Origin of the sequence: uncultured Parvimonas sp. (assembly GCF_963524015.1) — a bacterium.
Classification (GTDB): domain Bacteria; phylum Bacillota; class Clostridia; order Tissierellales; family Peptoniphilaceae; genus Parvimonas.
Genome location: NZ_CAURDT010000010.1, coordinates 19,728 through 42,436, shown reverse-complemented (window position 1 = coordinate 42,436; position 22,709 = coordinate 19,728). Strand labels below are relative to the sequence as shown.

Sequence of the window (22,709 nt, the reverse complement as noted above, 5' to 3'; positions counted from 1 at the left end):
TAAATCCGACCATTAACAATCCACCCTTTTTCAATACTCGAGAGGCTTCTTTATATATGTTTTCTAAATCTTCTACATATACATTTGAAACTGGATTAAAAATAATATCAAAAGTTTCATTTTCAAATGGAAATGGTTTTGTCATATCGCCTTGAACTGTATTGATTTTTAAGCCTTCTCTTTTAGCAACCATATCATCTCTTTGTAATTGTGATTTAGAAAAATCCATTATGGTTACATCATAACCTTTTATAGCAAAAACTGGTCCCTGCTGTCCACCACCACAAGCTAAACCTAATATCTTTTTTCCGTTTGCTTTTTCAAACCATTCTTTTGGAACTTTTTTCCCAACAGTTAATGCAACAGAAATTGGATTATTTCTAACTTCTTCTAATTCTTCATGTGTCAATGGCTCAGTATAGTCATTTTTTACATTATTCCATCTATCTTCATTTAATTTTATATAATTGTTCATCTTATAATCTCCTCGTAATTTTATATTATTTCGATTTAAGTTGAATATCCGCACTTTCTTTTTGTCATTTTATTTAATTGTTTTAGCGCGACAAGTCTGAGTTTACCTACCCTTCAAATCAAGAGTCATCAGTTTGTAAACCTCAATAAATATCCATTAGGATCTTGAATCAGGAACTCCATTTGTATTTCTTCAATTCCGTTAACCCTATATACACTTCTAATCAGTTCTCTGTAAATCTCTAATTGTTTGCTTTTCACTAATTCATATAGTTTCTCAATATCATCAACCGATATTGAAAAATTTATTCCTCTTCCTAAGGGATAGATTAGTTCCTCTGTATTCCAGCCATCATCATGAATTTGTTCAAACATAAACTGACTATCTTGAAAAGACATAAAAACAAATTTCACTTCCGGTCGTTCGTACTCTATTTTAAATCCTAATTCTTCATAAAAATTTTTAGTCTGAACAATATCAAAAACTGATAATTCAGGAATCAAACTATTAAACTCCATATAAACTCCTCATAAAATTCTAATTTGCCAATTTTTCATTCATTTTATTATACCACTTTCCCCCAATATTTGTCATTCAATCAAGCTAAATATTTATTTTTCTAACTATATTTTTTAATCCACTATATTTTTAAGGCTATTTCTCTTTTGACTTATTTTATCCTTAAATAGTTCATCATCTTGAATCATTTCCTTCCGCTTTACTAATTTTTGCTCAAGTCGATTTTCTTATAAAAAAAGATTGAAGACTACTCTTCAATCCCTTAATTCTCTTTAATAAATTTTATTATAAAAAATCCATTATGTTTATATTTTTCAGGTAATAATTTTATAAACTTTTCTGATTTACCAAAAAATTCAACTTCTTTTATTTTTAAATTTTTATGTTTTTCTAAAAAATATTTGATATTTTCTTCGTTTTCACATTTCAAAACAGAGCAAGTGCTGTAAACTATCTCTCCCTTATCTTTTAGATATTTTACTGCATTATCAAAAATTTTTCTCTGTAATTCAATTATTTCATCAATGTTTTCTTGAGTTCTGAATAGTTTTATTTCAGGTTTTCTATCCATAACTCCAATTCCTGAACAAATTACATCACAGAGTATATAGTCAAATTGTTCTTTATATTCCTCTTTGTAAATTGAAGCGTCAAAATTTAGTAATTTTACATTTTTTATATTAAGTCTTTTACAATTTTCTTCTATCTTTTTTAATTTACTCTTTACAATATCGTTCGCAAAGATTTCTCCACTATTTTTCATCTGAAAAGCTAGATGACAAGTTTTTCCACCCGGTGCGGAACAAATATCTAAAACTTTTGAATTTTCTTTTGGAGCTAAAACTTCTCCAGTTAAGATACTTCCAACATCTTGAACTGTAAAATCTCCACTTTTAAAACTTTCAGTTTCCAATATATTAGTAGGATTTTCTACAAAATAAGTAAGTTTTGAAATTTCAGATTTTTTAAGATTATATCCGTCTTTTTTCAAGTCTTTAACAACTTTTTCTTCCGTCTTTTCAAAAGATGAAATTCTTATTGCAAAATGAGGTTTTGACATTGAATTTTCAAGAATTTTTATAGTTTCTTCCCTGCCATAATCTGCAAGTAATATTTTTACAATATCCGTATTTGTAGAGTATTTTATAGAGATAGCTTCCTCTTCACTCTCAACTTCAATCTTCATAAAGTCTTCTTTATTTCTTAAAAAATTTCTTAAAGATCCATTAACAAAAGAAGAAAATTTTTTAAGTTTAAAAACTTTTGTAAGATTAACAGCCTCATTTATTATTGCAAATTCAGGAATTTTATCCATAAAAATAATTTGATAAATAGAAATTCTTAGAATATTTAATATATATGGATTGAACTTTTTAATTCTTAGTTTACATAGTTTCTTAATTATATAATCAAGATAAATTCTATTCTCCAAAGTGCCATATACAATTTCTCTTAAAAATTTACTATCTAAATCAGAAATATTTTTTGTGTTTTTATTTAATAAATTTGTTGAATTTGAATTTTCATCTTTGATTTCACAAAGAATTTCAACTGCAAGTTTTCTCATTATTTTAAAATTTCTCCAACTTTTATAGAATTACCACGAAGATAGTCTTTAACTAAAACTCTCTTTTTCCCTGAAAATTGAATTTCTAAAAGTTTTATACTTCCGTCTAAAGTTTTAACAAAAATTCCATCATCTGAAACTTTAAAAATTGTTCCTACAATTTCATTCGGGTTTTCTTTTGAAATTTCAGCTCTATGAATTTTTATGTTTTCTCCCATATATTCACAAAATGTACTTGGCCAATTATAAAAACCTCTTACTTTGTTGAAAATATTTCTTGAAGTATCATTAAAATTAAGTTTTCCCATTTCCTTTTTAATCATTGGAGCATAGGAAAAAATATCTCCCTGTTTAACTCTATTTTCATATTTATTTTCAAAGTCATTGATAGTTTTAACAATCAAACTCGAACCCATTTCTGAAAGTCTTTCATAAAGAGTTTCAGCATTGTCTGATTCTAAAATTTCTGTTTCTTCAATATCTAAAACATCTCCCGTATCAAGACCCACATCTATTGACATAATACTTACACCCGTTTTTTTTAGACCGTTTACAATAGCCCAATTTATCGGTGCAGAGCCTCTTAATTCAGGTAAAATTGAAGCGTGAATATTTAAAATTTTTCCTTGCATAAAGTCGATTAATCTTTTATCAATCATCTGTCCAAATGCTACCACGACAATAAAATCAGGATTTATTTCTTTTACGACTTCAAAAAATTCATCACTCTTTACACTATCAGGAGTTTCAACTTCAAGTCCAAGCTCCAATGCTCTTTGCTTTACGGGAGTTGGTAATAATTTTTTTCTATTTCTAAGTTTGTCTTTTTGAGAAACAACTAAAGAAACTTCAAAATTTTCATTCAAAGTTTCTAAAGGTGGGACTGCGAAATCCGGAGTTCCCATAAAAATTATTTTTTTCATTATTCTGCCTCACCATAATACAATTTTTCATACATTTCAGCTTCTTCTCCTTCTAAAGCTAAATCTGTAAATAAAATTCCATTTAAGTGATCTATTTCGTGACAAATACAAACGGCTAATAATCCTGTTGCATCAATAATTTGTTCATTTCCATCAATATCTGTAAATTTGAATTTTACTTTTTCAGGTCTTTTTACAAAACCTCTCACATCAGGAATTGAAAGACAGCCTTCAGGTCCAACTTGTTCTCCGGAACTTTCTAAAATTTCAGGATTTACCATTTTAAGTAATCCATGTTCATCTCCGACATCTATTGTTACAAGTCTTTTTAAAATTCCTATTTGTGGACATGCAAGTCCAACTCCGTCTGAATTATACATTGTTTCTGCCATGTCTTCAAGCAGATTTTTTATTTTATCATCAATAACTTCAACTTTCCTTGCCTTTTTTCTAAGAACAGGATCGTCGTCAATTCTAACATTTCTTAATGCCATTTTTCCTCCTTAATCTATCGTCAAAATTAATTTTCCATTTTTTTCAGTATTAAATGAATACTTTTTATTAAAAATTAATTCTGTTAAAAATTGTCTAAAGACCTCATAGTCTTCTAGAACTTTTATAGTCAAATTATATCTATATACCATATTTACCCATTTTATCGCATCTGGATTAGGTCCTAGAATAATTATATTTTTTAAATTTATTTCTTTTTTAAATTTATCAAAAATTAAATCTCTTATTTTTTTTAATTCTTCCATACAATTTTCAACACTTTTACTCCTAAATTGAAAATTCACGATATGAGCCTTTGGGGGATAGAGAAAACTTCTTCTAAAATTAATTTCCTCTTTAAAAAACTCTTCATAATTATGGTCTGAAGAATTAACAATGCTGTAATGACTTGGTTTATATGTTTGAATTATTACTTTTCCCTCTTTTTCTCCACGACCGGAACGACCTGCAACCTGTGTCAAAAGCTGAAAAGTTTTTTCAGCAGATCTGAAAGATGGAATATTCAAACTTATATCAGCAAGTACAACTCCTACCAAAGTTACATTTGGAAAGTCGAGTCCTTTTGAAATCATCTGAGTACCGATTAAAATATCAATTTCCTTATTCTTCATCTTTCGATAAACTTCTTCATAAACTCCTTTTTCTTTTGAAGTATCTGCATCTATTCTACAAACTTTAGCATCTTTAAAAGCATTTTTAATATATTCTTCCAATGCTTCAGTTCCAAAACCGAATTCTTTTATGGATTGTTTAAAACAATTTGGACATATTTTTGGTTTTGGTTTAGTTCTTCCGCACATATGACAAATGCAAATATCTTTTCTATTATCTTTATGATAAGTCATAGAAATATCACAATAATCGCATTTTTGAACATAACCACAACTTCTACAAAAAACAAAAGAACTTCTTCCACGTTTATTTAAAAATAAAATTACCTGTTCTTTTCTATCCAAAGTTTTTTGAATTTCTTCATATAGACTGTTGCTTAAAATACTCTTATTTCCAAGCAATAATTCTTCTCTCATATCTACAATTTCAACTTCAGGTAAAGAATTTTTTGTAGCTCTGTTTTTTAATTCTAAAAGTTTAATATCTTTACTATCTGTTCTTGCATAGATATTTACAGACGGAGTTGCAGAACCTAAAACAAGTTTTGCTCCTGACAATCCGACTAAATATTCTGCCACTTCATGAGTATAATATTTTGGATTTTGGTCACTAATATAACTAGATTCATGCTCTTCATCAATTATTACAAGTCCCAAGTTTTTTATAGGAGAAAAAATTGCAGATCTAGCTCCAACCACAATTTTTATATCCTTGTCTTGAATTTGTTTCCATTGATTTAATTTTTCAATCATTGTAAGTCTGGAATGAATAATTGCAATATCATTTCCAAAACGTCCTGAAAATCTCTCTATGGTCTGTGGTGTAAGACTTATTTCAGGCACTAAAATTATACTGCTTTTTCCCTGTTCTAACATCTTTTCAACAAGTTGCAAATATATTTCAGTCTTTCCACTTCCTGTTATTCCGTGAATTAAAAATTTATCATTTTTAGAATTTAAAATACTATCTAAAACTTCCTGTTGTTCTTTATTTAGCTTTAATTTTTCATAATTCTTTATTCCTTCAACAGAATTTTTATAAATTTTATTTTCAGTTAAAAAAAGTGCTTCCATTGAAATTAAAGAATCTATTACAGTTTTTGTAAAGTTATTTTCTCTTAATTCTTTAACACTTACAAAGTCTTTTCCCTTTAAAAAATTTAAAAGTTCTAATTGTTTTACTGCATTTTTACGAATTTTTGAAAAATCAAAATCTTCATTTAGTTTAACAAATTTTTCTAAAAATTTATTTTCTGAGTTGTTATATTTATACTTTTTTACTAAAATTTCGTTTTCAATTAGATAATTTACCTTTTTATCATCATTATAAAATTCTCGAATTTCTAAAATATTTTTTCTCTTTGAAAAAAATTCAGTTTCAACAGTTGAAAATTCATTGTATTTTTCTTTATTTAAAACAAAAAATTCTTCAATTTTACTCCAATCTCCGGGAGGCAAAACACAATTTAGACAATAAGAAAGATTTGTAATGTATTTTTCACTCATAAACTTTGCAAGTTTAATCTGTGTTTTACTTACAATTTCCTTTTCATCTATAACCATATTAATTTCTTTGAACTTTATATCTGTTTCAACATCTTTTTCATCTAAAATATTTATAACAAGTCCAACCGTTCCCTTATTTCCTTTACCAAAAGGAACAATTACCCTCTTACCTACTGAAATTTCTTCTTCTATATTTTTAGGGATTTTATAAGTAAAAATATTTTCAGCCCTTGATAGTAAAAAAGACTTAACAACAACTTCTGCTAACATATTTTCTCCAAAATAGCATCTAAAATTTTATCTGCAATTTCTCTCTTAGTTAAAATTTCTGTTTCAATCTCACTTTCTTTCGTAATGATAGTAACCTTATTAAAATCAGAGCCAAAGCCACTATCTTTTAGTGAAACATCATTTGCAACTATCATATCCAAATTTTTATTACTCATCTTTGAAATTGCATAATCTTTAACTGAATTTGTTTCAGCTGCAAAGCCTACAACAAATTGTGATTTTTTGTGCTCTGAAATACTTTTTAAAATATCAATATTATTTTCAATTTCAATATTTTCAAAATTTTCAGTCTTTTTGATTTTAAAATCTTTTTTGTTTTTAACCTTAAAATCAACAGGTGCAGCAGGCATAATTAAAATATCAGCTTCGTCAAAATTTTCTTTTATTGAGTTATACATATCTTCATTAGTTTTTACATCAATATATTCAATTCCCAATTTTCTGTAATCACTATTAACTTTTCCACAAACTACTTTTACATCAGCTCCACGTCTTTTAGCACATAGTGCCAATTCATTTCCCATTTTTCCACTACTGTAATTTGAAATATATCTAACCGGATCAATGTCTTCAACTGTAGCACCATTTCCTATTAATACCTTTTTTCCTAGTAAATCTTTTTTTACAAAATAGCTCTCAATTTCTTCAAAAATTCTTTCAGTAGTAGGAAATTTTCCTTTTCCATAATCTCCACAAGCAAGGCGACCATAGTCAGGACTTACAACTATATGTCTTTCTTTTAAAGCTTCAATATTTTTTTGAGTTACAGGATTTTCATACATATTAACATTCATAGTTGGAACTAAAATCATCTTTTTAGTATGTGCTAGTACAATATTTGTAATCAAATTATCTGCAATTCCGTGAACAATTTTAGCCATAGTATTTGCAGTAAGTGGAGCAATAACAAAACAATCTGCATTTTTTGCAAGTTTTATATGCTTAACCTCACTATCCATATCTCTTTCAAAAACATCACTATGAACCTTATTTTGACTTATTATTTCAAAAATCAAAGGATTTATAAGTTTAGTTGCGTTTTCAGTCATAACAACATTAACTTCATATCCTGCCTTAACTAACATACTTACTAAGTCTAAAGACTTGTAAATTGCAATTCCAGAAGTTACTCCAACTAAAATATTTTTTTTCATCTTAATCTTCCTTTTCTTTTTTAGTTACCTTTTGAGCTACTATTTCTTGAAGTGCTTGAGTAATTGGTTTTTGTGCATCTGTTTCCATTAAATTTTTAGATCCGTTTACAATTCTTCTAGCTCTTTTACTTGTCATTACAACTAGAGCATATCTACTCTTATCAATTTTTTCTAATTCTTTAAATGATGGATTTATCATCTTTCATTCCTCCTATTTCTTAATCTTTAATCTTTCGGCTTCAATAATAGCCTTCATTTTATCTACACTTTCATCTATAAAATCATTCACTATGGAATAATTATATTCATTTAAAAATTCAACTTCTTTTTTTGCATTATTCATTCTTAAATTTATAGTTTCTTCATCTTCCGTTCCACGTTCTACAAGTCTTCTCTTTAATTCTTCAAAATCTGGTGGCAAAACAAAAACTAAAACTGCATCAGGATAATTTTTCTTAACTTGTAGTGCTCCTTGAACATCAATCTCTAAAATTACGACATCTCCATTATCAATAGAATTTAAAACAAAATCCTTAGGAGTTCCATAATAATTTCCATGAACTCTTGCATACTCTAAAAGTTTTTCATCTGCTATCATCTTTTCAAACTCATCATTTGAAACGAAAAAATAATTTTTCCCGTGTTCTTCATTAGGTCTTTTATTTCTACTCGTTGCAGAAATTGAATACTTAATATCTTTATTATCTCTTAATAAAATATCACAAATAGTACCTTTCCCAACTCCTGACGGACCTGAAACAACCATCAAAAATCCCTTTTTCATATTACCTCCAAAACTACTCAACATTTTGAATTTGTTCTCTAAGTTTCTCTATAATAACCTTCATTTCAATAACATAAGTTGAAATCGCATAATTATTTGATTTACTTGCTATTGTATTGATTTCTCTGTTCATCTCTTGTAATAAAAATTCAATTTTTTTACCGACTTGATTTTCTAGATTTAAAAACTTCTTAAAATTTTGAATATGTGAATGAAGTCTTGTAATTTCTTCGCTTATATCAAGTTTATCAGTATAAAAAATTACTTCAAGATTTAATCTGTTTATTTCACTTTCAGATAATTCATCAGAAAATTCATTCAGTTTTAATTTTAATCTCTCAATTTGATTATTTAAAACATCTTCTTTTCTTTCTTTGATATTTTCTAAATTATTTTCAAAAGCTAAAAGATTGTCCAACAAATCCTTATTCAGATTTTCTCCCTCAACAATTCTCATTGAAACAAGTTCATCAACTGCCTTTTCAATAGCTTCCAAAACATTCTTTTTTAAGTATTCTTCATCAATCTCAGAAGTCTTAACATCAACTACATTTTCATTTCTAACAATATGCCCGATACTTACAGAACTTTCTATTCCCAGATTTTTTGAAATGTTTTTATAAGCCTCAAAATAAGCAGAAGCTAAATCATAATTAACATCCAAAGCGGAGTTACTTTCAGAAAACTTTTGTTTCCCTCTTATAAAAATATCAACCCGTCCTCTTGACAATTTTTTTCTCACAACTTTTTTTATATCTTCTTCACAAAAATTTAAAAAATATGGTAATTTAACTTGAATATCTAAAAATTTATGATTTACAGCTTTCATCTCAAAAGATAAATCATAATTTTCATCAACGAACTCACTTCTACCATAACCGGTCATTGATTTTAACATCTTTTTCTCCTTAAAAATTTATATTATTTTTATATTAATAAATTATAAATCGAGTAAAAATATTTTTCAATACTTTATTACTAAAATTTAATAATTTTTCTTTTAGACTATTTTTTTAAAAAATACTTTACAAAAAAACTTTATAATCTTATAATAAAGTTGTAAATTGCTAATATTTATATAAAAAGGAGGATATTATGAAATTACTAAAAGAAAAAATTTACTCAATATTTAGTTTTTTAATATTTTTATTATACCTTTTGCTTTTAGAATTATCAGCTGGATCTTATCCTTCTGATGAACCATATATGCATGGTTTAACAATATTTAAAAATATTCCATTAAGTATTTCTCTAATTTTTATATTTATATTTGTTTTATTATTAATAACAAAAAAGACAAAATATCTTTTAACAATAAATATAGGAATAATTTTATTTTTCATACTAAGAATTTATAACTTTTATAGATTTTATAAAAGATTATTTGACGATGGAATAACTATGATTTTATTTTTCCTTGCTATTGTTTCAATAGCTACAATTTTTATATCAATTTCAAGAATTTATAAAAAATCTAATTGATATTTCTTTTTTTAATTTGACATGATATAAAAATATGGGTATACTATACCTAGTAATATGGGGATGAACTGGCTTCGACGGGGAAGTTGCAGTATCATAAGCGAATTGTTGTATCCAATCAACATAAAAAGTGGTAAATTAAATATAAACGCAGAAAATAATAATTTTGCATTAGCTGCCTAGTCAGCTATTTGGAGTCTATTCTTTTCCCACAAAAGTCTAAACTCTATCATTAAATTCGTGGGCAACCTTTACAAAAGTTCTTAGATTTGTAATTGTATTTATAAGATACCTCTAACTGATTTTGTTAGTTTATAGGTTATTGGGAAATTTAAAATTGACTGTATTCGGAGAAAGTGATATGAATGCTTTTTCGGACGTGGGTTCGACACCCACCATCTCCACCAACCTTTAGTTCTTGTTATATAAGTTTATAAAATGGCTTATTTTCAAGAACTTTTTTATTTGGTTATTATATAACATTATATAACTTTATATATTTTGTTAAAAATAGGCAAACAATTGGCAAACAAATATAAAACCATTGTCATATTTTTTATTGAATAAATATTCAAAATTTATGAATAAATATAAAAAAATAGGGAGCAATTAAGCTCCTTTATAATTTATTCAAAACTCCTACGCACTTAGTAAAAAATTTAAAAAACTAAATTAATTATTTTCATAAATTAAGTAAAATTAGTTCTTGACATCAAAAAAGACACTCGTTAAAGTGTCTTTTTTGTTAAGCATTTTTAATTTTAAAATAGGTAGGATTGACATTTCATAAATCTGCAATCTTTCAACCCGTGAACGACAGATTCTTCACCTCTATCTTCTTTTCTGTTATACCATATTCTAAAAAAAGCATATCTAAAAATTTTATAATTTTAAAATTCCATATGTCTTTAATTTTTCTATAATTTCTTCTCTATTTATTTTTTGATTTTTGTAATCTTCAAATAGTTTTAATAAAGTTTTTGTTTCAATTATTAATGACTTATATTTTTTCTCAGCTTGTGCTATCTGTTTATTGTCTATTGAATCTCTTTTATCTAAAGGTAGTTCTCGTTGAGAATTAATTATAAGTAATTTGAATATTTTTTCTTCATCTATATTCGGATTTTCATCAACAAATGCTGTAAAATGGTTATCTAATTGTGATAAATTCTTACTTTTTACATTATCAGCAATTCCCTTTATTTCCCCAATAAAAACATCATTATTATATTCAAATCTTATATCTTCTTTCTTTTTATCAATAAAGCCTGATAAATCAATATCTAGCATCTCTGATATAATATCCTTTACTACATCAACTAGTTTTTCTCCTTGAGTATATAAAATAGATTTATATCTACTATTAATCTGCAATATTTCTCTAGCATTTTTAATTTTCTCTTCTTCTTTTTTTATTAATGACTCACTATTTAGAATTTTTTCTTTTTGTTTATCATCATCAAAAAATTTAAAATCCTTAATCCAATCAGGCTCATCAAGATTTTCTTTTTCTATCAATCCTATTTTTCTTAATAATATTTCCAAATTTTCATTAAAACTTACATCCAGAGTTGTAATATAAATATTATCCTTCTTAATCATAACAGGATTATTTCCTTTTGATTTTAATACTATAGTTTCTGCGCCTTTACTCATATCCATATAAAAGTCAGAATGAATTTCTATCTGTTTATCTATTTCAGTAATAGAACATTCATATTTTATATTTAAGTATGAATTAATAATATTATAAATAACATCATTAAAAAATTTTAATCGGTATTTTAATTCTTTATTTTCGTAACCACTTTTAGAAAAAATTTTAAAATTATTTGGTAAAATAATCATTAATTTTGATTCTTTTAAATTAGTAATAGCTGTGTTTATATTTTCATACATTGAGCTAATATCCGAAATCAATTTATCCGAATTATAATCATCTAAAATAAACAATCCCGCATGTCTTAAATCTATTATATTTAAGTCGAATTCATTAAAAGATCTAAAGGCATTAATTTTAGTTATCTCATTAAATTTGAATTCATAATTATTCCTTCCATAATAATTTATTAATTGAATTTTTTCCTTCATTATTAAAATCCTCCATCATAATTATAATTTAATAATTATATTATACCATTTTTAAAAAATTATGTAATCTATTATACTTACACTAAATGTTATTAATAATAGTTGCCTTTATTTATATTTAAGTTTATAATATAGAAAAGGATAACTTTTATTTATTAAAGGAGATTTTATTATGAAAAAAATTGTTACTATGTTATTGTTGAGTATTATGTTAGTTAGTTGTTCCTCAAAAAAAGAAGAAAAGAACACTACAGAAACTAATATAAGTGAAGCAAAAAAAGAAGAAAATAAGGAAGATAAAAAGGAAAACAAAAAGGAAGAAAAAAAAGAAGGAGAAACTACAGAACAAAATGGATTAAAGAAAACAGTTATATTTACAAATAAGGAATTAAATAAAACTGGTGAATCTGGTTCTATAAAGTATAACTTTACAAAGGTTCAAGTTTCAAAGCTAACTGCCACTACTGATGATACAGCTCAAATGTTCGAAGTTGAAAAAGGAAAAGAGTTCGCAATAATAGTGTTCGATATTGAGGTTGAAAACACTTCTGATAAAGATGTGTCTTTTTATATATCACAAGCTAAATTAATTTCAAATACAAAAGAGCAAGTTGAACCAGATATGATTGCTTCTACATATATAGATGGAGAATTTTTGGGAGCAGTTAAGAAAAATGGAACAAATGTATATCTACTAAAAAACTTAAAAGCTGAAGATATAAAATCAGTTGAAATCAGAATATCGGCTCCTACTGATAAAAATTTTAATAAATTAGGAGAAGATATTAAGTTTACTATAGATATACCTAACTAAAAAGCAATAATAAGGAGATTTTATTATGAAAAAAATTGTTATTATGCTATTAATAAGTATTATGTTAGTTAGTTGTTCTGGTAAAAATAATAACGAAGAGAATAAAACTATCAAAGAGTTACAAGAACAAAAAGACTCTTTAAAAAAGAAAAACAATGAGTTACAAGAAAAAAATGATTCTCTGGAAAAAGAAAATAAAGAATTAAAAGAATTCAATAATTCTAATAAACATTTTGCTAAGGCTACATTAGATGAAAAGAATAATACAGTTAATATTGAATTAGTTGAACAAGCTGCTTCAGATGTATCAGGAATGATTAATTCTAAAAATGCTGGCAGAGCTAATAATAATATTCGAGATTTATGAGAAAGAGAAGTTACCGGAACAGCTTTGACAATTTCTAAAAATATTAATGACGATATAACAGTTAAAATTCTACAGCCAACAGATAAAAGTAAAACTATAGTTGAAGTAAAAGCTGGAAAAGTACTTAAAGATGTAATGAAATAATATTTTAATATAATTTTAAAAATTAAATGGGCATTATGCTCATTTTTTGATTTATCCTCTATTTACCTTGTTAAAATACGAAATAAAATTAAAAACTTTATTAATATATATTCAATTAAGAATAAAGTATTAAGTATTTTATTATTAGAGCTTCTTATGATATTTTAATATATTTTTTAGTAAAAATGTCGTAAAATGTACTCAAACTTTGTTTTGGTAAACTATTAAATCTATAAGTAAATTTAATTGACCTTTTAGCATTTTTTTGTTAAAATTGTACTTGACGATAATTTAAAAAGGAGGATAATATGATTTATACAGGATTACTTTTTGGTTTTCTTTTTGGCTTTTTATTAAAGAGATCAAGATTTTGTCCAACAGGAACTATTCGTGATATATATCTTGAAAAAAGATATTATAACCTGGTTTTACTCTTAGCTATTATTTTTACAAATGCTTTGATTTATCATATACTACGTTATTTTGATCTTGTTCCTATGACATATTTTGTAGATTTTCCAGTAATTGGAATCGCACTTGGTAGCTTTATATTCGGCTTTGGTGCAATTATGTGTAATGGTTGTTTAACAAGTACTCTTATAAAAAGCGGTGATGGAAGAATTATAGGATTAATTTCTCTTGTAACTTTCACAATAACATCATATATTGCTGTAAAAGGACCTTTAAAGCCACTTTCCACTTCTCTTGAAAATGGAACTTTGACTTTGCCGGATGAATTTTTAGATAAATTACCTTTTTCACCAATTATATTATGTGCAATTATAGTTTTAGTATTATACTTCCTAATGTTCAGACATTATAAATCACATAAATTAAAATTTAAGTTACCTAGTAGATATACAGGTCTTCGCCATGTATTTTGTGAAAAAATGTGGTCAAAAGAACTTACTGTTGTTCTAATAGGACTTTTAATGGGATTAGCTTTCTATTTTAGTAGCCTAACAGGACGTGTTGGTAGTTTTGGGATTTCAACTCCAATTTTAACTTGGGCAGATAAAATTTGTCCAATTGAAACTGCAGGCATAGGATGAGGTGTCGATGGCCAAGGTCTTGGCTGGGGAAGTATGTTTGTTTTAGGAATTATACTCGGTTCTTTCTTTACATCTTTTATTAGTAAAGAATTTTCAATCATTATGCCGAATAAAAAAACAATAATATATACAATTATAGGTAGTGCATTAATGGCACTTGGAGCTATTTGGGGACAAGGTTGTATCATTTCAAATGGATTTGTTTTCACTGCTCAATTATCTATGAAAGGTTGGTTTGCATTTGTATTTTTAATGATAGGAATATGGATAAGTGCAAGAATATTTTTAGTTACAAAACAAAGGAGTTAAGATGGACGTAATAAAAGTAAATACACATGGACTTGATTGACCTCTTCCACTTATAGAGCTTAAAAAAGCTTTAGGTGATGCTCAGGTTGGGCAAATTATTGAATTGGAATTTACATGTCCGGAAGCTGTTGGAACTTTACCTTTATATTGTCAAGAACATAATCATGAAATTTTATCTTTTGATAAACTTGACAAAGAAGGTTGGTTAATAGTTTTAAAAAAATAGAAAAACAAAAAATAGAATGGTTTTTTACCATTCTATTTTTTATATTTATCATACAATTTATCTTTAAAGTCTATAAATAGTGTTTTGTAATTATCATAATAGACCATTCCAAGTCCTGTTCCCTTTGCTTTTCTAATATGTTTTTTTTCTGTGTAATCTACATTTGCATATCCTTCATTTTTAAAATAACTATAATATCCTGCTAAAAATCCTGCAATTTTATAGTCATCTTCTGTTAAGTTTGTACCTCTTAAGATTACATGGCTTCCCGGAACATCTTGTGCATGAAAAAATATATCATTTTTATTTGCAAATTTTAATGTTAAATTTTCATTTTGTAAATTATTCTTTCCAACATAAATCAATGCTCCTGACTCGGTTTCAAAGACATAGGGCTTTGACTTTTCAAGTTTTTGTTTATTTTTCTTACTTTTCCTAATATAACCCAAAGAAATAAGTTCCTCTTCAATTTCAGAAAGCTCGTTTAATTCTGTTATAATTTCAATAGTTTCTAAAATTTGTTTTATATACTTTATTTCTTCTTCAATTTTCGGCAATTCAGCCTTTATTATTTCATCGGCAGTTTTTAATTTTTTATATTTTTTGTAATATGCTTCAATATTTTCTCTTGGAGATTTCCTTTCATCAAGTGAAATTTCAATCTCTTTCATATTATCATAAATATTTTCTACAGATATTTTTTTCATTCCTTTTTCTATCTTATAAATATTTATGGAAAGTAAATCAGCAAAAATTTTTAAATCCTCTTTACTTTGATTATTCAAAAGTTCATCATTCATCGCTAAATACTTATTTGTAAGTCTATTTAACTTTGTAGTTAAAATCTTTTTAAATCCTGATGCCTTTTGATTTATCCTATCTCTTAGAGAGTTGTTATGATAAAAACTTTCGACTAATTTTGATAAGCTATCGACACTTTCTTTTTTTTCATACAAATTTAAGTCAAAACAATAAAAATCTTTATTGTTATTCATTTCATCTTTAATAAAAATTGGATAATAGTTTTTATCTTTAATATTTTCAACTATTTTAACAAAATTTTCGTCAATCCTTTTAATATCTTCATCATTTAGATTAGTAGAATTAACAGCCGAATCAACATTTGAATTATTTAATAATTCATAGGAAATAATCGGAGAAAAGCCCAAATAATTTGTATAAAAGAACTTTTTCATTGAAATTGGTTCTGAATTTTTTAAAATTTCAGAAGGTAGTTTATAATTTTTATCTAAAATATTTTCTTTTTCGTCTTTGACAAAAAAGTAATCCTTATTTGGAAAAACTTCTCTTATACTACTTTGTCTGGAATCTATATGCTTAATTGCATCAATAATTTTATTGCTCTCTTTATCGACAAGAATTATATTTGAATGTTTCCCCATAATTTCAATGATTAAAAGTTTTTTACTAAGTTCTTTTAATTCATTCAAATTTTCAATTTCAAAGCAAACAACCCTATCCATTTTATGTTGATATATATTTTTAATAGTACCTCCAACTAAATGTTTCCTTAACAACATACAAAAATTATATGCGGTTATCGGATTTTTTTTGCTTTTTTCACTCAAATGAATTCTTGAAAGATTATTTGCACAAGAAAGTAATAATTTATAATTCTCCTTGTTGTAAATCTGTAAATTTATTTCATTTTTATCAGGTTGATTTATCTTATTTATTTTTCCATTTAATAAAAGCGGATATATTTCATCAACAACCGCTTTTGTAAAAATTCCATCAAAACTCATTTTTCTTTCCTTTATTTTTAATTAAAAATCCAAATATTCAAGAAATATCTTGATGCTATTACAAGTCCAAAAAATACTGTTATAAAAGCCATAACTATATAATCCGTTCTTGAATATTTTAGAACATTCATTCTAGTTCTTCCTTCTCCACCTCTATAACATCTAGCTTCCATTGCAACAGCTAATTCATCTGCACGTTTTAGAGCATTTACAAAAAGTGGAACAAGTAAAGGAATCAAACTTTTTGCTCTTGATATAATACTTCCAGTTTCAAAATCTGCACCTCTTGCAGTTTGAGCCTTAGTAATTTTATCCATTTCATCTAAAATTGTTGGTATAAATCTTAAGGCGATTGTCATCATCATAGCTACAGAATGAGCAGGAAACTTGATTTTTTCAAAAGGTTTCATAACATATTCCAAAGCATCGGTAAGCACAATAGGACTTGTAGTAAGAGTTAAAAGACTTGTACCTATAACTAAAAGAGTTATTCTAACACTCATAAATGCACTTAGTTTAATACCTTCTTTAGTTATATTTATAATCCATATTCTAAATAAGACCTCTCCTGGTGTTAAAATTAAATTCAAAATCACCGTAAATAAAACAATATAAAAAATTCCTTTTAATCCCTTTAAAACCATTAAAATCGGTAATTTTGCAATTTTTATAATTGAAAACAAAAAAATTGCAAGTGGTATAAAAACAAGAAAACTCTTTATAAAAAATATGGAAAGTATAAACATAAAAATAAAATATAGTTTAAGTCTAGGATCTAGTCTGTGAATAATACTATCTCCCGGAAAAAATCTACCTATCGATATATTTTTTACCATTAATTTTTCCTCAATTCTCTTTTAATTTCGTTAAAAGCCTCATCAACTGTTAGAATATTTTTGCTAAAATGATGTCCTTTTTTTCTTAGAATATCCATAAGTTCCGTAATTTGTGGAACATTAAGTCCAACTCTTTTTAAATCGTCTACATCGCTAAAAGCTTCTTTTGTACTTTTGTCTAAGTGGATATGTCCATTTTTCATTATAATAATTCTATTTACTAGTTTTGCAACATCCTCCATGCTGTGAGAAATCAAAACTATTGTAATATTATTCTTTTCATAAAGCCTTTTAATTTGAAAAAACAATTCATCTCTTCCCTTAGGGTCAAGTCCTGCCGTAGGTTCATCTAAAATCAAAATATCAGGTTTCATAGCCAAAATTCCTGCTATCGCAACCCTTCTTTTTTGACCTCCAGAAATTTCAAAAGGAGATTTATCCTTTTTAGCTTCATAATCAAGTCCTACAATCTCCATTGCTTCTTTTACTCTCTCTGTAACTTCTTCTTCACTAAGTCCCATGTTCTTAGGTCCAAAAGCAATATCTTTTTCAATTGTCTCTTCAAAAAGTTGATATTCAGGATATTGAAAAACTAATCCAATTTTATATCTTAAGCCACTCTTAGCAAGTTCCTTATCTTTAGTGTTCATATCCCCAATAAAAACATCACCACTTGTGGGCTTTAGAATTCCATTAAAATGTTGAATTAATGTTGATTTTCCACTTCCTGTATGCCCTATAATACCAACAAATTCTCCCTTTTTTATAGTTAAATCTATATTATCCAAAGCAAGTTTTTCAAAAGGAGTTTTTTCTCCATAGACAAAACTTACATTTTTAAAATTTATATCCATTATTTCAATTTTCTCTCCAAAAATTCTATCATTTCATCATTTGTTAAAATATCAGAAGGAATTTCTACCCCGTCATTCTTTAAAATATATGCAAGTTCTGTAACCTGCGGAACAGAAAGTCCCAATTCTCGTAAAGTTTCGACATTTGAAAAAACTTTTTTAGGACTGTCATCAAACTCAATCTTTCCTTCATTTAAAACGATAACTCTATCAGCAAGAACAGCCTCTTCCATATAATGAGTTATATATAAAATAGTCTTATTCTCTTCTTTATTTAATTTTAAAATAGTATCAATAATATCTTTTCTTCCAATAGGATCAAGCATTGCTGTAGATTCATCGAAAATTATTACATCCGGTTTCATAGCTAAAATTCCTGCTATAGCAACTCTCTGTTTTTGTCCACCAGAAAGCATATGTGGAGAATGCTTCTTATACTCCTGCATCTCAACAATTTCTAAAGCTTCATCAACTCTTTCTCTTATTTCAGCTGAAGGCACTCCTAAATTTTCAGGTCCAAAAGCTACATCTTCCTCTACAACTGTTGCAACAAGTTGATTATCAGGATTTTGAAAAACCATGGCACATTTTTGTCTAATATCCCAAATTCTATTTTCATCTTTTGTATTAATCCCAAAAATTTCAATTTCTCCATCTGTTGGAGTAATCTGAGCATTTAAAAGTTTTGCTAAAGTAGATTTTCCACTTCCGTTATGTCCCAAAATAGAAATTAATTCCCCCTTATTCACAGAAAAACTAACTCCATCCAAAGCAATACTCTTTTTATCATCCTCACCGGTATATTCATATCTTAAATCTTTTATATCAATTATTTTTTCATTCAAAATTTACCACCTACTAACAATTTATGATAACATAAACAATACATTTTTTCAATAATAACAACTATTGAATACCCAAAAATCAAGCAAAAAGACAACTTATCAGAAAGTTGTCTTTAAAATATTCTAAACTATTTCCAAATCATTTCTATCTTTTAACATATATGATTTTAAAGGAGTTAAACTTGCAATCCAATATAAAAGTCCTCCAAAAATTGCAGTAAACCCACTACCTGTTGTAATTAAGAACAGATTGCTTTTAATCGCTCCCGTCATTGGATTATATACAAATAACATTGCTAATGCAAAAGTTATTATTACAATTCCAAGACCTACTAAGTTAAAACCATTTGTAAATTTATAGGAATCATGTCCTCTAATAAAAAACGCAGATTTTAAAGATAGCATTCTTTTTCTAACTATTAAATAATCTACAACAATCATCCCTATTATTGGACCTTGAATATATGCCGCTAATGAAATAAATGAACCAAAATATTCTTCGACTCCACCCCAAATAGTCAATCCACTAACATAAATCATAGCTATAATTACTAATTTTTTGTAGCTTAATTTAGGCATACCGCTCTTTATTATCATACAATTAACATAGGAACCAGTTCCCTGTGTTCCAATATTTGCAAAGGCAACTAAAAGCAAACTCAATAATGCAAATCCCGGAGTTGCCAATGTTGATAACATTTTTGTAGGATCACTTTCATATACACCAGTTCTTACAAACATTGCCAATGCCATAACACCTCCTGTCGCTACGAAAAATGGTGCTACAGCTCCATAGGATAAACTTGTTGCCCAATATCCACTTTTTTCAGATTTTGCAAGTCTAGGAAGTACTAGAGCCTGTGTTGACCAAGAAAATGCAAAAGCAATATTTCCTTCTCCAGATAACATAAAGTTTTGTAATTTTGTAGTTCCTTCAGCTAAGATAGGTTTAACTTTTAGAATATCAGAAATTGGAACTGCAAAAAGACAAATTGCAACTATTATAACTCCAACCACAAGCAAAGCCATAACTAAAAATCTGTTTGTCCACTTAATAACCTCAGGTCCTCCAAGTGCAATTAAAGTTCCAAGCACAACACATACTGTTCCAAGTAACGGTTTGAAAATTATAGGATTTAATTCAACTCCAAAACTTAATGCAAGATTAATCATAGATGAAGCAAAGAGATTTGCTGCAACTGCATACCAACCGAAGTTTGCAAAACTTATAACTGTTGATAAAATTGCAACTCCTTTTTCTCCCAAAACACTTCTCAACCATATCCACAAATCTATTCCATAACGCACGGCAAATAGCACAGGCAAACATTCTATCATTACAAATATTAGATTGAAACAAAAAATATTTATAATCATCTGTTTAAATCCTAAAAATTGTGCAACATAGGCTCCTTGTGTATAACACCAAGTTGCTATTGCAAAACCACTTGTGGTTAAAAACAAATCTAAGAAAGAATACTTCCTTTCGTAATTCATCATAGGGACAACACCTGTTACCGTCTCCTGTTGAATATAATTTAATTTCCCACTCATTATTCAATTACTCCTATCATACATAATATAACTAAAAATATAGAAATTATTACAATTCCACAAATAAGAATCCAATCTGTTTTCGTGATTTTTTTAGGAAATTCATAATCTTCTTTAGACATTATATCCAATCTTTTTTCTGTTTCTTCATAAATAATTTTTTCAATAGACAGATTATTCATCACTATCTCCTCGTTCATATAATTTCAAAGCATAATCAGCATATTCTTTAGTATGATTATACCAAATATATAAATATTCCCCAATGCTCTTCCCTTGAATTTCTTGATTAATTGCCCATAAAAACCAATAAAACGAACTTACTGCAACATAAGCAATATAATGTCTTAATTCTTCATCCGTAGGATTTCCATCAAAATATTCTTTTATTATATCAACTGCTTCATCAAAAGAGTATGTTGAGCAAGTTATAAAACAACCAATATCTCCTGCAGGATCTGACATTGAAGAATATTCCCAGTCTATCAAATACATTTCATCTCTGTTATCCAATAAAAAATTCAAATCATAACTGTCACAATGGCAAATGCACTCTTTTATATCATCTTTTTCTAAAAATGTTTTTAATCTATAAACTTTATCGTTCATTAAATTCATATCTTCAAAATCATCACGATGTGAATTTTTTATTTTAATTTTAAAATTTTCAATTTCCTCAAAAATATTGAATTTAAAATCTGTTTTTTTGCCACTTGTATGAAGTTTTTTAAGCATAGAGATAGCTCTTTTTACATTCTTTTTATCAGCATAATCGAGAATTTTTACATCTTCGATAAATTTTGAAATTTTCCAACCACTATCCTTATCCATATAAATATAAGTATCATCTAAACCCAATTCTTTTGCAATTTTCATTGAGTCAAACTCACTTTTTCTATTTATGATTAATTCAGTTCCGGGGCCTGGATGTCTATATACATAGGACTTTCCCTTACAACTGAATTTAAAAGAAGTATTTGTCATTCCCATTTTTATAGGTTTAATATCCTTTATTTCTTCTTCATTACATTTTAGAACAGAGCAAATATTTTGGAAAATTTTAGAGTCAGAATTAGTAACATATTTTTCGTCAAAAAATCTTAACTCCTCCAAAGAATCAAATTCTTTTATATCTTCTACATCATATTTTCTAATATACATATTATCCAATTCTTTTATATGACGCATATAAAAAGTTTCCCATAAATTTTCTCTAACTATGGGCTCATGATATTCAGCTTTTAAAAGTTTTACAAATTTATCACTAAATTCTCTATCGAAAAATACATGACCAAGCATTATCCAATCGTCTTTTCCCCCAATTGTTATTCCTGTAATTCTTCCCTTTTTATCACATTCTGCAAAGTATTCATCACTTTCTCCATCTTGGTAAACTGCAGAGTAGTATGCTCTATAAACATATTTTTCAAAAGGATTTTTTGGAAAATAATTATCTGAAGAACAGATATAAGTATTTTTTAGTCTTTCTGTAACCAAAATTAGTGATGAAGTATTGTTAAATCTGTAATAATCTTCATTAACAACAATATCTACACCAAATTTTTCAGCTAGGTAAAACATTTTTTCCTTCATATATCCTACAACTAAAGTTATATCTTCTATTCCTGCCTCTTTTAGTTGTAAAATTTCTCTTTCAATTAGTTTTTCCCCTTTTACATTTAAAAGACCTTTTGGACTCTCATAACAAAGCGGTGCAAATCTTGAACTCATTCCTGCAGCCATAATTATAGCATTATCAACTTTATAAGGTTCTAATTCTTCAAGACCTTTATCAGTAATCTTTAAATTTTCATCTATTAATTTATTATTTTTTAATTCTTTCAAAGTCTCATTAACTTTTCCTAAAGAAAAATTTGTAATATCTGAAATCTCTCTTTGAGTAAATTTTTTATCTTGATTTTTAAAAAATAAATTTAAAATATCAAATTGTTGTATTGACAACATAAGTTCCTCCTTAAATACCTTGTTCAATTATTATATCATATTATATAAAAATGAACAAGAA

General features: G+C 26.8%; 22 protein-coding genes, 1 other RNA gene and 1 pseudogene. 6 read left to right on the top strand and 18 right to left on the bottom strand.

Annotation, left to right across the window (positions count from 1 at the left end; all coding sequences use genetic code 11):
• From RWJ08_RS07325 to RWJ08_RS07280, 10 genes are all read right to left on the bottom strand, one after another.
• On the bottom strand, window positions 1-475 hold a 475-nt coding region (locus tag RWJ08_RS07325), incomplete at its 3' end, for a class I SAM-dependent methyltransferase (protein ID WP_313961620.1).
• 128 nt (window positions 476-603) lie between these two features.
• Window positions 604-993, bottom strand: coding sequence for a VOC family protein (locus tag RWJ08_RS07320; RefSeq protein WP_313961619.1), 390 nt, complete (start codon window positions 991-993; stop codon window positions 604-606).
• A 263-nt stretch (window positions 994-1,256) separates the two neighbouring features.
• Entirely contained in the window at window positions 1,257-2,561 is a 1,305-nt protein-coding gene (gene rsmB, locus RWJ08_RS07315; RefSeq protein WP_313961618.1) for a 16S rRNA (cytosine(967)-C(5))-methyltransferase RsmB, read from the bottom strand.
• Complete coding sequence (gene fmt, locus RWJ08_RS07310) at window positions 2,561-3,484, bottom strand: methionyl-tRNA formyltransferase (RefSeq protein WP_313961617.1); 924 nt, start codon at window positions 3,482-3,484, stop codon at window positions 2,561-2,563. Before fmt ends, rsmB begins: the two co-directional genes overlap by 1 nt.
• Window positions 3,484-3,978 carry a peptide deformylase gene (gene def / locus RWJ08_RS07305; RefSeq protein ID WP_313961616.1) on the bottom strand — a complete coding sequence of 165 codons (495 nt, stop codon included), beginning with the start codon at window positions 3,976-3,978 and terminating at the stop codon, window positions 3,484-3,486. Before def ends, fmt begins: the two co-directional genes overlap by 1 nt.
• A gap of 9 nt (window positions 3,979-3,987) precedes the next feature.
• Entirely contained in the window at window positions 3,988-6,384 is a 2,397-nt protein-coding gene (priA, locus tag RWJ08_RS07300) for a primosomal protein N' (RefSeq protein ID WP_313961615.1), read from the bottom strand.
• Window positions 6,378-7,559, bottom strand: a complete 1,182-nt coding sequence (coaBC, locus tag RWJ08_RS07295; protein ID WP_313961614.1) for a bifunctional phosphopantothenoylcysteine decarboxylase/phosphopantothenate--cysteine ligase CoaBC — start codon at window positions 7,557-7,559, stop codon at window positions 6,378-6,380. The genes priA and coaBC overlap by 7 nt, the downstream gene beginning before the upstream one ends.
• 1 nt (window position 7,560) lies before the next feature.
• Complete coding sequence (gene rpoZ, locus RWJ08_RS07290) at window positions 7,561-7,758, bottom strand: DNA-directed RNA polymerase subunit omega (RefSeq protein ID WP_004832943.1); 198 nt, start codon at window positions 7,756-7,758, stop codon at window positions 7,561-7,563.
• Window positions 7,759-7,770: 12 nt separating this feature from the next.
• Window positions 7,771-8,343 (bottom strand): guanylate kinase, encoded by a 573-nt coding sequence (gene gmk / locus RWJ08_RS07285; protein ID WP_041954472.1) that lies wholly within the window; start codon window positions 8,341-8,343, stop codon window positions 7,771-7,773.
• Between the two features lie 13 nt (window positions 8,344-8,356).
• A complete protein-coding gene (locus tag RWJ08_RS07280) occupies window positions 8,357-9,241 on the bottom strand; it encodes a YicC/YloC family endoribonuclease (RefSeq protein ID WP_313961613.1) in 885 nt (294 codons plus the stop codon).
• Window positions 9,242-9,438: 197 nt separating this feature from the next.
• On the opposite strand from RWJ08_RS07280, the gene RWJ08_RS07275 reads away from it, so the two are divergent.
• Window positions 9,439-9,825, top strand: a complete 387-nt coding sequence (locus RWJ08_RS07275; protein WP_313961612.1) for a hypothetical protein — start codon at window positions 9,439-9,441, stop codon at window positions 9,823-9,825.
• A gap of 59 nt (window positions 9,826-9,884) precedes the next feature.
• Window positions 9,885-10,232: a transfer-messenger RNA gene (gene ssrA / locus RWJ08_RS07270) on the top strand.
• A gap of 475 nt (window positions 10,233-10,707) precedes the next feature.
• Here the strand turns inward: ssrA and RWJ08_RS07265 are convergent.
• Window positions 10,708-11,916 carry a hypothetical protein gene (locus RWJ08_RS07265; RefSeq protein ID WP_313961611.1) on the bottom strand — a complete coding sequence of 403 codons (1,209 nt, stop codon included), beginning with the start codon at window positions 11,914-11,916 and terminating at the stop codon, window positions 10,708-10,710.
• Window positions 11,917-12,088: 172 nt separating this feature from the next.
• On the opposite strand from RWJ08_RS07265, the gene RWJ08_RS07260 reads away from it, so the two are divergent.
• From RWJ08_RS07260 to RWJ08_RS07245, 4 genes and pseudogenes are all read left to right on the top strand, one after another.
• A complete protein-coding gene (locus RWJ08_RS07260; RefSeq protein WP_313961610.1) occupies window positions 12,089-12,730 on the top strand; it encodes a DUF4352 domain-containing protein in 642 nt (213 codons plus the stop codon).
• A 25-nt stretch (window positions 12,731-12,755) separates the two neighbouring features.
• On the top strand, window positions 12,756-13,097 hold the full coding sequence (locus tag RWJ08_RS07255; protein WP_313961609.1) for a hypothetical protein: 342 nt from the start codon (window positions 12,756-12,758) through the stop codon (window positions 13,095-13,097).
• Between the two features lie 452 nt (window positions 13,098-13,549).
• Window positions 13,550-14,602: pseudogene (locus tag RWJ08_RS07250) on the top strand (YeeE/YedE family protein).
• Between the two features lie 52 nt (window positions 14,603-14,654).
• Window positions 14,655-14,828, top strand: coding sequence for a sulfurtransferase TusA family protein (locus tag RWJ08_RS07245; RefSeq protein WP_313961621.1), 174 nt, complete (start codon window positions 14,655-14,657; stop codon window positions 14,826-14,828).
• Window positions 14,829-14,860: 32 nt separating this feature from the next.
• On the opposite strand, the gene RWJ08_RS07240 is transcribed toward RWJ08_RS07245, so the two are convergent.
• The 7 genes from RWJ08_RS07240 to RWJ08_RS07210 form a co-directional block, all read right to left on the bottom strand.
• Window positions 14,861-16,594, bottom strand: coding sequence for an NFACT RNA binding domain-containing protein (locus RWJ08_RS07240; RefSeq protein WP_313961608.1), 1,734 nt, complete (start codon window positions 16,592-16,594; stop codon window positions 14,861-14,863).
• Between the two features lie 17 nt (window positions 16,595-16,611).
• The gene (locus tag RWJ08_RS07235) at window positions 16,612-17,430 is read right to left on the bottom strand and encodes an energy-coupling factor transporter transmembrane protein EcfT (protein WP_269722505.1); all 819 of its coding nucleotides are present in this window, start codon (window positions 17,428-17,430) and stop codon (window positions 16,612-16,614) included.
• On the bottom strand, window positions 17,430-18,284 hold the full coding sequence (locus tag RWJ08_RS07230) for an energy-coupling factor transporter ATPase (protein ID WP_269753558.1): 855 nt from the start codon (window positions 18,282-18,284) through the stop codon (window positions 17,430-17,432). Before RWJ08_RS07230 ends, RWJ08_RS07235 begins: the two co-directional genes overlap by 1 nt.
• The gene (locus RWJ08_RS07225; RefSeq protein ID WP_313961607.1) at window positions 18,284-19,129 is read right to left on the bottom strand and encodes an energy-coupling factor transporter ATPase; all 846 of its coding nucleotides are present in this window, start codon (window positions 19,127-19,129) and stop codon (window positions 18,284-18,286) included. The genes RWJ08_RS07230 and RWJ08_RS07225 overlap by 1 nt, the downstream gene beginning before the upstream one ends.
• Before the next feature lie 123 nt (window positions 19,130-19,252).
• Window positions 19,253-20,683 carry a cytosine permease gene (locus RWJ08_RS07220; RefSeq protein ID WP_313961606.1) on the bottom strand — a complete coding sequence of 477 codons (1,431 nt, stop codon included), beginning with the start codon at window positions 20,681-20,683 and terminating at the stop codon, window positions 19,253-19,255.
• On the bottom strand, window positions 20,683-20,865 hold the full coding sequence (locus tag RWJ08_RS07215) for a hypothetical protein (protein ID WP_313961605.1): 183 nt from the start codon (window positions 20,863-20,865) through the stop codon (window positions 20,683-20,685). The genes RWJ08_RS07220 and RWJ08_RS07215 overlap by 1 nt, the downstream gene beginning before the upstream one ends.
• On the bottom strand, window positions 20,858-22,648 hold the full coding sequence (locus RWJ08_RS07210; RefSeq protein WP_313961604.1) for an NTP transferase domain-containing protein: 1,791 nt from the start codon (window positions 22,646-22,648) through the stop codon (window positions 20,858-20,860). Before RWJ08_RS07210 ends, RWJ08_RS07215 begins: the two co-directional genes overlap by 8 nt.
• Window positions 22,649-22,709: the final 61 nt, after the last annotated feature.